At 41.3% G+C, this 13,420-nt stretch carries 10 protein-coding genes; all 10 read right to left on the bottom strand.

Going from position 1 to position 13,420, the window contains the following annotated elements:
* Window positions 1-23: 23 nt before the first annotated feature.
* Window positions 24-1,391 carry an aldehyde dehydrogenase family protein gene (locus FFR60_RS00050; protein ID WP_137662463.1) on the bottom strand — a complete coding sequence of 456 codons (1,368 nt, stop codon included), beginning with the start codon at window positions 1,389-1,391 and terminating at the stop codon, window positions 24-26.
* Window positions 1,392-1,410: 19 nt separating this feature from the next.
* On the bottom strand, window positions 1,411-2,841 hold the full coding sequence (locus FFR60_RS00045; RefSeq protein ID WP_137662462.1) for an SLC13 family permease: 1,431 nt from the start codon (window positions 2,839-2,841) through the stop codon (window positions 1,411-1,413).
* 224 nt (window positions 2,842-3,065) lie between these two features.
* Window positions 3,066-3,860, bottom strand: coding sequence for an IclR family transcriptional regulator (locus FFR60_RS00040; RefSeq protein WP_137662461.1), 795 nt, complete (start codon window positions 3,858-3,860; stop codon window positions 3,066-3,068).
* Between the two features lie 26 nt (window positions 3,861-3,886).
* Complete coding sequence (locus tag FFR60_RS00035; RefSeq protein WP_137662460.1) at window positions 3,887-5,272, bottom strand: SLC13 family permease; 1,386 nt, start codon at window positions 5,270-5,272, stop codon at window positions 3,887-3,889.
* Window positions 5,273-5,303: 31 nt separating this feature from the next.
* On the bottom strand, window positions 5,304-6,452 hold the full coding sequence (locus tag FFR60_RS00030) for an iron-containing alcohol dehydrogenase (protein WP_137662459.1): 1,149 nt from the start codon (window positions 6,450-6,452) through the stop codon (window positions 5,304-5,306).
* A 19-nt stretch (window positions 6,453-6,471) separates the two neighbouring features.
* Complete coding sequence (locus FFR60_RS00025) at window positions 6,472-7,257, bottom strand: sulfite exporter TauE/SafE family protein (protein WP_137662458.1); 786 nt, start codon at window positions 7,255-7,257, stop codon at window positions 6,472-6,474.
* 21 nt (window positions 7,258-7,278) lie between these two features.
* Entirely contained in the window at window positions 7,279-9,759 is a 2,481-nt protein-coding gene (gene hpfG, locus FFR60_RS00020) for a (2S)-3-sulfopropanediol dehydratase (protein WP_137662457.1), read from the bottom strand.
* A 28-nt stretch (window positions 9,760-9,787) separates the two neighbouring features.
* Entirely contained in the window at window positions 9,788-10,738 is a 951-nt protein-coding gene (hpfH, locus tag FFR60_RS00015) for a (2S)-3-sulfopropanediol dehydratase activating enzyme (protein ID WP_137662456.1), read from the bottom strand.
* Between the two features lie 177 nt (window positions 10,739-10,915).
* Window positions 10,916-12,019, bottom strand: coding sequence for a response regulator transcription factor (locus tag FFR60_RS00010; protein WP_137662455.1), 1,104 nt, complete (start codon window positions 12,017-12,019; stop codon window positions 10,916-10,918).
* A 211-nt stretch (window positions 12,020-12,230) separates the two neighbouring features.
* Window positions 12,231-12,794: a methyltransferase family protein gene (locus tag FFR60_RS00005; RefSeq protein ID WP_137662454.1), complete on the bottom strand. Its 564-nt coding sequence runs from the start codon at window positions 12,792-12,794 to the stop codon at window positions 12,231-12,233.
* Window positions 12,795-13,420: the final 626 nt, after the last annotated feature.

Genomic DNA, 13,420 nt, shown 5'->3' with positions numbered 1-13,420 from the left:
TTTAAAATACTGAGGTTTTATTTTTACTCCCAAGCCATTTCTGGATCAGGAAGATAAGATTCTTCATACGGGTAACCAACGCAGGTTATATTCATGAAGTGTTTATGGCTCAAATTTCCGCTGAAGCTATTATTTCCCCATGAGCCGCAACCGAGTGTAGTCGTGGCAACAAATCCATTTGTTGGCGAACCGCCACCAGTCGTTCCTGATGGTTGATTGACAATCACACGTGAGACAGCACACTGAATCGCCGCATATTCTACATGCTCGGGTGTGTTCGAATGGACTACAATACTGTGTCCTTTTCCTTCATAATCTAGATTTTCCACCATCATCGCGACGCCATCTTCAAAGTCCTTGTATGGATACAAGGTCAATACAGGGCACAGCTTCTCACGACATAAGACATCCTTGCTTCCAGTTCCGTCTGCTTTTACAACAATGGCTTTTGTATCCACTGGAACCTCCAGACCGATGATTTTTCCCGCCTGCTTCGCATCCAAGCCGACGATCTCGCGATTCATTGGACCACCGTTTGGAAATACTCCTGCTCTTACTTTTTCAACCTGCTCTGGCGACTCCACATAATAGCCGCCGTGTTTTTGGATTTTCTCAACAAAATTGGCAAACTTCTCTTCTGGTACAAAGGCCGTCTGCTCGCCAAGACAGATCAAGCCATTGTCAAAGCTTCGACCAATTAAAATTTTTTCTGCTGCTTCGGACAGATCAACATCCCGATCAACGATACATTGGACGTTCCCTTGACCAACACCAAGTGACGGTTTGCCACTGGAGTAAGCCGCTTTGACCATTCCTGGTCCCCCAGTAGCTACCACTACATCTGCCAAACTCATCAGCTCACTGCTGTCATCAATTGAAACCTTTTCCAGCCCTAAAACGAGATCCTCAGGAAAACCAGACTTTGCCAGCTCAGCACGAAACATCTCAACCAGCAGCTTGGTACATTCAACAGCTCGAGGGTGCGGAGCGAAAATGACAGAGTTGCGGGTTTTTAAGGCAAATGCCGCATTACACATTGGAGTAACGACTGGGTTTGTTGAAGGAATGATACAAGCCACTGCTCCCAAAGGCTTTGCTACCTCAAGCATTTTTCGGTCATCTAATCGATTGATTACTCCTACCGTTTTTTCATTTTTAATACTTTGCCAAATCAAGGACGATTTCATTCGACATTTGGTGATTTTGTCTTGCTTGCTGCCCATGCGTGTTTCTTCTGCGGCCATTACACCTAATGTTTCCGCATTGTCATAAACCACTTTACATATCGCTCGAGCTGCTTCATCTGCTTGTTCTTGCGTGACAAAAGCAAATTGCTCTTGTGCTGCTTTTGAACGCTCAACTAATTCTTTTACTGTGATTGATTCACTCATTTTTTTCGCTCCCTTTCACTTAATTCGTTAAGTAAGACAACTCTCCAAAACCAGGCCAGATCTGCAACACTACATAGCCGAAAATAATGACCAAGATAGTACTTGCGATCGTCATTGGAACCCCGCCTTTTAACATCTTGTTGGCATCTAACCCATAGGCTACTGGAATCGCACGTACACTGATAGGCAACAAATATTCAGAATTGTATGCCATGACAGTGATAAACCAATACGGGATCGGATTTAAGCCCATCTTGACAGCGAAACCAAGAACGATCGGGATACTTACGGCCGAAGCAACCGTAGAATTCGTCAGCTCCGAAATGACACGAGCAAAGATCGTGAAGACAATGATTGTCATAAGACCGCCGTCTAAGGACATATCTGCAACGATATCAGCGATCGCGGCTCCTGCGCCTGAATCATTGACTAAACGTCCTAGTGCTAATCCTCCACCGAACAAAAGCATCATGCCCCACATGACACCCTCTTGAGCTGTTTCCCAAACCAGCATAGGCTTCTTGTTGGCTGCATTGATAACAAAGGATAAACTTCCAAACAGCAAGAAGATATAGGCTGGGGCTAGCCCCGGCAGCAGGTCCGCATATAAAGGTCGTGTGAACGCGCCCGCTAGAGCAACCAAGAACAGCACTGCACAGATTTTTTCATCACGCTTCATTGGTCCCAGTTCGCTGTAGCTGTTTACAAAATATTCTTTGGTTCCCTTTAATGGACTTGATTTTCCGTAAAGCAGCAACATACCGATAAGACTTAAAATGGCTAATAAAATGAAGTATGGTGCGATTCGAACAATCCAGTCCACATACATAAACTCATGTCCTGTGTATTCCTCTAAAAAAGAGATCGCCGCAATATTCATCGCTCCGCCTAATGGTGTGCCAACGCCACCTAATCCAACCCCCCAGCCGATTGCGAGCAGGATCGGAACTGCATGCTCACTACTTTCGATATCCTCAATCCCAGCAGCTGCCAGCATTGATACAGCGATAGGCGTATAAAGTGCACATACTGCGACATTCGGCAAAATACTAGAGACCAGCATACTTGCAAGTAGCCAAACAGTGATTTGAGATCTCATAGATGGACCAATGATCGATAAAATTTTTAGGGCCACACGTCGATCCAAACCAGTCGCTGCCCACGGCAAGGTCAACAGGCTGGAACCAAGGATCAAAATAATACTATCCGAGGCATACTGCGCCGTCAGAGATGCCATGGGAACAATATTTAAAAGCGCATTCACAAGAACGGGAACAAAAGCCGTGACCGTCATATGCACCGGTCTTGTCACCCACCAAAAAACCATCCAAAGCAAAACCCCTACCGCTTCTGCCCCTGGCCGGGTTAAAAAGCTGGATAGCGAAAGGATACTCGCCACCAAAATGGTCGGCCCTAACAGAATATAAATTAACCGTCGTGTCGTGTTCATAATAACTCCTTCCTGAATGCTTGATTCATTAAACAAATCAAAAATATTTTTGCTGTTTCCTTTATCTTAATGAAGTGCTGATGAATCACAATCCATTTTGCCACTTGTTTCGGTTGGTAAAATAAGCTTGCAGAGCCTGAAGTTCACTTGCGTGTTGCAAAAACCAGTTGCACAGGATGCAACAAAAAGAGATGTCGAAAAGTTCAACATCTCACAATTGTTTATTATTTTGGATAATATCCTAGCTTGCTGGAAATTCGTCCCGCAGAGGTGATCACCGCTTTTGCCAGCTCCTCCTCACGTTCTATTTTGCAGAGACTGCGCGCACTCATTGAAACACTCACCGAAGCCACTGGTTCACGATTGCGATTGAATATCGGCGCAGCAATTGACCCAGTACCTTCCGCAAGCTCATTGATCAGCTTGCAATACCCTCTTTGTCTCGTAAGAATCAGCTCCTGATTGATCTCACTAATATCATTTTTTGTCCCAAAGGTGTATTTTTTAAAGTCGCTGCTTTTTAAAATAGCCTGTGATTGAATGGGTGGTAAATAAGCCAGAATCACTCGTCCCATCGCAGAGCAATGCATTGGATGGCGATGCCCCATCGGAATCAATAAATCAGTTAAATTTTGGGAACAGCTACTGATCAGATGGATGATTTCTCGTTCTTGAGGAACCGCCATGTGTCCGCACACGTGAAACTGGTGAGAAAGTCGATGAACTTCTGGAAAGGCATGCCGATAAACATCATTGGCCTGCAGCGATCTTCCCGCCAATGCAACAATTTCTGGCCCTGGAAAATAATAACCAGTATACTCGTCCCGCTCCAAAAATCCCCAATCCAGCATTGTATTTAAATGACGCGACACCGTACTAATATTCATTTGCAGCCGCTCCGCAATATCAGAGGTCCTCTGACTAGGATTTTGTTCATCAAACGATGACAGAATCGCTAATGTTTTGACCAAGCTTTTCATATTCGAGCTGCGCTGATTTTCTTCTAAAGGCTTTATCATAGGAAAGATTTCCTTTCAGAGTCATTTTAAATCAAGCCAAATAAATTCCATAACGGATACATTACTAAGACAAATCCAGCAAGCATGATCCCCGCCTTCAAGCTCATTTGCTTTACAAAATCCTTCATCGGCATCATTCCGTATCCGTACATAATCAAATTTCCTGCTGATTCATAGGGCATAAACAACAGCTCACAAGCATAAAGCAAGCACATACACGCGGCAATTGGATTGATACCAAGGCTCGCGGCGATTTGTACGAAAGGAAGTGCTAATCCGCCCAACATCGCATATGGTGTCATAAAAAAGTTAGCAATCATACCAATTAACAGAAACGATACACAGACGACTAAAGTACTTTTCCCTGCCAGCAGCGGAACTGCGATACCCGTTAAATAATCGCCAAAGCCGACATTGGCTCCTACGATGCCGATTCCTAAGCAGGTCGCAACAAAGAATACCATTGAGAAATTAAGCTTTTCCAAGGTCTTTTCTTTGCCGATCCCTATGATCGGCAAATACATTAGAAACGGAATCGCCATAAATCCATAAGCCGCAGGCAAATCAAGAAACATCGAAGTAAATAAATAGGCTAAAAGTAGGATTACCATCGCGACAGCTTTCTTTTCCCGAATGCTCATTTTTCCAAGCTGTTCATATTTTTCGTCAAACAGCTTTTTGCTGACATTGATTTTCATATTTTTTGTATCGTAGACCTTCATTAGAATCAAAATACTGAGAATGCACCAAATGATAAAAAAGCCGTTGTACTTAAATGACGTAAACATCGTCATCCGATAATCTGGAATCACTTCCCTGATCGCTGTTTCTAGCATGGAAAAATAGCCCGGATAATACAGACAAACGGTACAACCGGTGGCACCGATCGTTCCGGCAAAGCAAAGCAGCGATGCTTCCTTCGAAGGCTTCATATCCATTGCTTTACATACGCCGTAAACAAGGGCGCTCGCTACTAGCCAGCCATTACAAAATGTGATCAAGTTCAAGATAATCCCGATAAAAAAGCAACCGAATACTGCCCCAGCGTAGGTTCCGCCGCATGTTCGAATGACATAATAAGCGATTCGTTTCAGCAGTCCTGTTTCATCCAATACATTACTGAAAATCAGTCCGCCAAGCACCATCCAAACAGTGGTACTGGTCCAGGAAGCGAAGGCTGTCTCGGCAGGAACCAATCCGGTGATCATGTAAAGAGAGGGCAAGAGGATCGCTGAGACCAATCTTGGCAGCAACTCTAAAGCAATGATCAAGATAACAAATATGGTCAGAACTAAAAACAGTCTTAAACTTGCCGTGAATCCATCTGACGTTGGGATAAAGGCGATAATCATTGGAAACAGCAAGCATATGAACCAATAAAACACTCTCTTTTTATCTACACTAATCCCCATCTTCCTTTCCCTTCTACAGTTAGTCGTTTTTTTATAGTGCTTTTTGATACAGGTCGATAATATCCTTAATAGTCGTCAAACGTGGATTAACTGCTACGTTTGGACTCTTCATTGCATCTTCGGCCATTTCAGGAATTTTATCCTCAGTGACGCCCATTTCAGAAAGACAGCTTGGAATGCCTAAATCAGTATTGAGCTTTTTAATCTCATCGATCAGCAACTGAGGAGAAAAATTTGCTGCCGGTTCTTTCCTTTCGCTAATAAAGTTATAGATGGTTTCATAGCGTCCGCGATCCGCCAACGCATTGAACTCCACAATCGTTGGAAGAAGAATGGCATTCGCCACTCCATGTGCAATGTGGAAATACGCACTCAACGGATGACTCATCGCATGGACATTTCCTAGCTTCGCCCATGCAAAGGCCATACCGGCAAAAGTAGAGCCGACCATCATCGCGCAAGCAGCTTCTTCATCTTGTCTATTGGCGACAAACTGACGTAGATTTCCTCCAATTAATTTCATGGCTTTTTCAGCCATTGCATCGGTAAATGGTGAGGCATTTCTAGAAACATAAGCCTCCATCGCATGAATCAATGCATCAATTCCACAAGAAGCCGCAATTGATGCTGGCGCAGTCATAATCAATTCTGGATCCAAAAGTGCATATTTTGGCAGCATCTCATAGCTGATGACGGACATTTTATAATTTCTTGCTTCATCTGTGATCACCGCTGAGGCCGTTACTTCACTGCCAGAGCCAGCAGTTGTTGGAATCGCAATAATCGGTACAATTGGTCCAGGAACTTTGTAAAGTCCTTCGTAATCAGTGATCTCTCCACCGTATTTGGCTAAAACACCTGTCGTTTTTGCCACATCCATCGAGCTCCCGCCGCCAAGCGCAACGACACTTGTTGCACCGCATTCCTTATAAAGAGCTGCAGACTCATTGACAACAGCTACCGTTGGATTGGGAATCGTACCAAGATAGGTCGTACAGCTGATTCCGCCAGCTTCAATAATGTCCTGAATTTTTTTGACTACTCCAAGACCTTCTAACCCGCGATCAGAAATCAAGAAAACATGCTCTGATTGATTCTCCTTTAATATCTCTGGTAGTTTTTTTAAACTCCCCATTCCAAATTCTATGCTTTGCGGTACTTTAAACGTAAAATCCTTCATTGACTAATTCCTCCATTTTCTAAATAACTGACAGCAAACTTGTTATTAACATATTGCCGCCTACAAACAGCAACACGATATATACGATCCGTAAAAACTGTTCGCGATTGATTTTTTTCAAGAAGCCCATTCCTAAGAAAAATCCAATCGCTGCCATTGGAAGCCCGATGACCAGCGCGCTCAGCATATATGGTGTAAAGGCGCCGCTTCGGTACTGCGAGAAGGCATTCCAGGTATTCAAGATTACCCACACCATGTTCATGGTATTTCTGAATTTTTCCTTTTCCTGTACCGCTTCGATTGTATAGACTGTGATCAGCGGACCACCGATATTGAAGGCGCCGTGAACGATTCCGCCCAAGATTAGACAACCGTATCGGAAGATTTTCTTTCCGGTCGTATCCACTTCTTCATCTGCTTCGCTTTGGCCTGAAAGCTTAGGCTTGATGATATATTTATAGATATTCATTAAAGCGATTAGCGTAACCATCGCACCGATACAAATTTTAGCGATATTTGGGCTAATTGCATAAAACAAGTAATTCCCAACCAAAATCCCAGGAATACACAGCCCGATGATCTTTGCGAGATCCTTCCATGAAACCTCTTTGAAGGCTTTGATGCCTAAATAATATAAGAAAGGAAGGGTGATGAGAGTACCATATGGCACTCCCGCTTCCGTTCCCAACAAACCATTTGTTACTGCCGCCGCAATAACGGTACAGCCAAATCCTGTACACCCCTGTACAAAAAATCCGATGATCTGCATCAATGCCACGAGGACAAAGTTAAATTCAAATGTCATTTTTCCCACCCATTCTCTTTTTTAGAAACTCAATTCGGTCCGCTGGATCAAATCCTTTTGCAACGGTTTACCAAGCTCTACGAAGTACGCGCTGTACCCCGCCACGCGGACAAGCATGTCTTTATAGTTTTCGGGATTTTTCTGAGCTGCGCGCATGGTTTCTGAACTCATGATATTAAATTGAACGTGCATTGGATTTTTCGCCATGTACGCGTCGATAAAGCTAATTAAATTGTCTCGTCCTTCAATACCTGCTACTGCTTCTTGTGGGAATCGTAAATTCATTAAAGTCCCATTGGTTGCTAAGCTGTGATCGACTTTAGCTAATGAATTTACTAGGGCAGTAGGACCACTCACATCGTGTGAACCCGCATCTGTATGCACAGGACCCATGTTGTCTGAGATCGCTTCACCCTTCTTACGCCCATCTACTGAAGCGTTCGTATTCATTCCCATCGCAACATTGGCATTGACCGAGTACACACCTGGGCTAAATTCTCCGCTGCGTACATTTTTTCTTCCTGCCACATGCTTGCAATAGCATTCAAACATGTATTTGAATAAATCATCTGCGTAGTCATCGTCATTTCCATAATGATGGACCTTAGAACTGTTCACTAATGAATAAAGGACTTCATGGCCTTTCCAGTTATCTTTTACTGCTTGTAGAAGCTCTGCACCTGTACAACGTTTTTCCTCAAATACTAGTTGCTTGATTGAAGCCAGTGAATCTGCACAAGTCGCCATTCCGCTGGCTTGAGGGCCTGTACCGTTATATTTTGCTCCGCCTTCAGTCAGATCTTTTCCTGATTCTAAGCAGTCTTCGAAGAATGCTGATACATATGGTAATGGCTTCAGTTCGCGATGGATCGTATCAATCACGTTTAGGCTACTGCACATTTGATCGGTCCAATATTCAAATTGCTGATCGACACTTGACAATACTTCGTCAAAGCTTTGATAAGTATCTAAGCTACCGGTATCTGGGCCAAGCTGGTTGCCAGTATTCAGACTACGACCGCCATTTACGACCATTTCCATCATCTTAGGCGTATTCACGTATGCCGCGTCGTGCCAACCGTATTCTTTTCCAGGCAAGCTAATTTCGACACAACCTACCACGCAGTAATCTCTGGCTTCTTCTAGTGTCATTCCCTTGCGCATCATTCCTTTGATCGTCGGTGCATCATTGAATAGCTTTGGATGTCCGTATCCAGCACGAATGCATTCTGTTGTTTTTACTCTTAATTCATATGGAGTATTTTCATGCATACGGACACATACCCATGGATTCATCATTCGTGTATGAGCAGAACCTTCCAGCATGAGCATCGTCAGATCATTTGTCGCATCGCTACCATCTCGATCGACACCACCGATCGTTAAGCTTTCTCCACCAAATCCCCGACCATTTCGCAAAGCCATACTGCCCTTATCCTTCAGCTTTGTCGGGTTGTTCATCTTCACGTATTCAACTTCCAGAAGCTCAAGAACAAATTCTTTAGTGATCGTGCCATTTTTTATATCTGCTTCGTAGAATGGGTACAACCATTGATCCATCCGACCATATGAAATTGAATGTCCATTACTTTCTACTTGGATCAACGCTGTCGCAATATTGAACAACTGCAGCGCCTGCCAAAAAGTTTTTGGAGCTCCCAAAGCAATCTGATAGCAGTTTGTCGCCATCTCTTCCAATTCTGCTTTGCGCTTCGCATCGATTTCAACTGCGGCCATTTCCTCCGCCAGCTCAGCATAACGTTTGATATACGTTCTTGCCGCTTCATGCATAATGATCATTGCTTCATAGAAATCTCGCTTATCCGCATACTCAGGATCTCGTTTACTAAGCTTGGCCAAACGCGCTTTGGCTTCATCAATCAAACCTACATAGCCTTCACGCATCAACTTCGCATAGTCAATTGCTAAATGGCCTGCTCCAGCATAATGGTAGAGATTAGTTTGGAAGATCTTTTCACCAACCTCAGAGCCCTTTGTTTGATCCTCATCAAGTCTCACATTGACCATGTCATCAATCGTCTGGCCCTTCCACCATGCACACAGCTCAAGAATTTCTTGCCGTTCCTCCTCATTTCTAATATAGAATTGATCGTTTGGACGTTTCTCAAACGGTGAATGCAGGATTTCATCAATGATCCAATTAACTGAAAATTCGGGATAAATTGGCGAAGCTTTAGCCGGTGCCGCGATCTCTCCTAAGATCAAATCCTCCTCATAGATGTATAAGCTAGTATTTAATAAAATATTTTCAAAAGCATACGCACATTTCAATTTGCGCGAACAGGTTTCATGCTTTTGATAAGCCTCTGTTATTAAGCGTAATCTCTCGACATCTACATCATAAGGTCGATCTAAAAAAGTCTGTCTCAAATGGTTTACTCGTGGAAACGGTGACCAGTCTTCGTGATTCACCTGATAGCCTAACCCGTATATCTGATCGAAAGGCTCCGTTCCTCTTGCTGTTGTGTGTTTGTTACTCATTAATAAGTCCTCCTTATTTGTATAAAAATCATTGTTTTTCTTTTGTTCCAACAAGGCAGTGAATCCCTCGTCCATTCATGTAGTCAGCAATTCGTTCAACATGCTTTTGAAAAGATTTTCGATTAATCTTTACTCCCTCCATCCCATAAGGAATCCCTAGAGCTTCGTATTTTTCAACACCCAATCGCATGAAGCTCAACAATTGAAGCGTTCGCACCCTGCCTTTCAATTCACTTAGAATAAAATCTGCCGTCGCCTCGATATTTCCCATATCTTCATTAAATTCGGGGATCACCGGAATCCTCAAAATTAACTCACGATCAAGCTCTGTTATCTTTTTCAAATTATTCAGAATCACTTCGTTCCCTACTCCTGTGCGCTCACGATGAATGTTCGTATCCATGTGCTTAATATCTGATATCCAAATATCTGTATTAGGCAATAAAACCTCTACTTTTTTCCAATTTGAATGAAAAGTCGTCTCAAAGCATGTTTGTATCCCTTCTTTTTTGCATTCAACAAACAGCTCAGCTACAAAGTCACTTTGAAGCAGCGCTTCACCCCCTGAAACAGTAACGCCTCCGCCAGATTGATCATAGTATTCCTTGTCCTTACGAATGATTTCCATGCACTCTTCAACAGACAGCTCCTCACCCCATTGCTTTATCGCGTCTGCTGGACAAGCTAATGCACAGCCAGAGTGATTAGAAACCTTTTTGGAATCAATCGCTTCTAATTTTCCTCGTCGAAAGGACAAGGCCTCTTCATTCGGTTCCGCCAACACGCATAGTCCACATTTCTTTTTAGAGATACACTTCTTCTTATAAACACCCAGCTCAATTTGTGTAGACCAGCTTTCTGGATTTCCACACCAATCACACGTCATCGGGCAACCCTTTAAGAAGAGTTCTGTCCTTAAACCGGGACCATCGTGAAGAGTAAAACGTTGTATATTAAACACAATTCCTTTATTTGACAACCATATCCTCCCCTAAGCTTAAACAGAAAGCGTTTTTATGTTCAAAGTTTAACAAAGTTGAGATTGCATAAGAATTAGGTATTAGTAGTATTTTCATATAGGGAATGTTCCCTATATAGAGTTCCTTTTGGGGACAGCAAAAAAGCCTAAACATCCGTCTAGGCCCCATTATGCGATTCATTTTTTATTGTCAAACAGTTGTGACAACTCATATCGACTATTTACATTGCACTTACTGTATATATTCTGAACATGTTTCTTCACAGTGTGATAACTAATGACCATCTTGTCTGCAATGTCCTTATACGTCAGTCCCTTATGCAATAACTCTGCTACTTTAAGCTCTGTACTGGTTAATGGTAAGTTGATCTCAAGTTTTTCAGATTTTTTTTCTTTGTCTTTTTTTGAAATTGTTATCCAGTGGTATCGATCAATAATTCCATTCGAATATGTTCGATCATATGTATAAATCCTAAAGATATAGTTCTTAACAATCCTAGTCCGAGCTAACTTAGAGCAATTCTGATTTTCATCACCTAATAAAAAAGGAAGCCAGCTGCAAGGTTCTGTACTACTGATCTGTTCGGATGCTAAAGGACCCAAAATATCACTTAAACAGTCGATTGCCGCCTGACTATAATTCATTACATGGGTAAAATCATCTGTAATCAAATATGCTTTTTCTCCAGAAAGAATGATTTCATTCTGAATTTTTTGGATTATTTTAGACTGCTCATATTTTTTAAAATTCTTATATGAATTAGCTAGATAAACATAGATTCCCTTTAAATCTTCAATTTCCTTTTCAGTAAAATCTCCCAGCTGAGCACTTTTAAAAAAGGTTACCTGAATATAGGCATTGATCCCAAAAGCCATGGTCACACTGTATCGTTGATCAAAATTCTTTTCGATGAATCGAACATAAGACGTTTTTTCATAGTCCTTGATCCCTAGAACCTCAGTGGATTTATATAATCTGGGAACTACATTAAAATAAGTCAGGTGATCCCTTAGAGCCTCCTGAAAAATCTTTTGCTTAATCTCATCATCCTCGACAAATTTTCGATAAGGGTGTTTTTTATAATTCACTAATTGACCGTTCCAATTAGTCCATGATAAAAACTTTCCTTCTTTATCATAATAAGAAATAAGGACTCGATCCCAACCAAAGTTTTTTTCTATATATTCTAAAAGAGTAGAACTAAAGAACTCACGGGCGGTTATCTGGTATTCAGAAATTTTAGAAAAAAAATCGACTTGTCCGTTTTTATCTACATTCATATGACACCACACTCCTTTTCAGCAATTACCTAATTTTTTATCCGCTTTCAAAACAACACGAACAAACAAACTAGAAATAACTGTTATTTACTCCTCATTCTAATCTAAATATCATTTAATTTAAATATATTTTTGAGCCGCGTTTGTTCAAAAGTCTGAATATTGCGTAGAAGCATATCATCAAATGTCATTGATCTCTAAAATAATCTTTCTAAAAATACCTTCTTACAGCAGCTTGGTACTGACGATAACAATCACCAAATGCCATCAGCAGAAACTTCTCCTCGCCACGAATCTGCTGGTCAAACAAGACTACCGCGATTACTGCCATGAAAAGCATTAGGATATTAGGAAAAAGCATTGCAAATCCCAGATACAATAAATCAAATGCGACAAAGGCCGGATTGCGACTGAAACGATAGATTCCCGAAGTAACCAGTTCTGTTTTTTGTTTTTCATTGTAACCAGCACGCCAATTTAGTCCCATCGCTCTAACCGCAATTAAAAACAACAACACGCCAAAATAAATTAGAACCACTCCCACATAGGCCCAGCCTGTTTTATTGATATCGAATAGAAATGGTGTCGCAATCTGAAGAATACCTCCGATCCCAGTCAAAACCTTTAGAATGATCTCAAAATACTTCTCTCGTGAATGATCTTTATCTCCTAACAAGTTCACATTAATTCCCTGTTTTCTCAACAATAATCCTTTTATCAGATAAATCAAATAAAAGAGCGCTGCGCCTATTAATGCAAAAGTCCCTATTCCCATGTTTTTCCTCCTGTAATATGAATATATAATCATATGAATATTATTTCATTTGTTTTTTATTTAGTCAAGGTCTGGAAATACTCTATTGCTAAACGCAACTAAAAAAAGGGCTAAAATTACTTTCACTCTCTCTTTTTATCTTTATATGAAACGATGGACCGCGGTGATCCAACACATGCATCCATCCTAAGGGATAAACGGCTCACTATTACACCTGTAAATATGAGTTCTTTCAATGGACAAATCTCTCCCATAAGTTACTAAATATATCAATTTTTCAAATGGCATACTTAGGCTACCTAAGTATGCCATTTGAAAAATACTACTATGTTAAGTTTATGAAATAGAAGTATCCAATTGCTCTTTCATTCCATAATACCTTATGTTAAATTATTAAAATAATTTAACATGATATTCGCTTTTATAAAGATGTTAAAAATTTTTCGAAAGTTGATCGTAAAAGGCAAATAAACGAGATTCCGATATTGTTAAAGATAACCATTTTTACTAATAATCTAATGTAACCGACTCAATGTTCTATTTGTCTCGTTAATTACTTTTTCTAATTTAGCAATGGCTTTTTTATATTTAGCTAAACGATCATAATCGACCTTTTTAGGACTAGT

Source organism: Enterococcus hulanensis, assembly GCF_005405485.1.
GTDB lineage: Bacteria > Bacillota > Bacilli > Lactobacillales > Enterococcaceae > Enterococcus_A > Enterococcus_A hulanensis.
The sequence above is the reverse complement of the archived record's forward strand: the minus strand, read 5'-3'. Positions and strand labels throughout refer to the sequence as shown.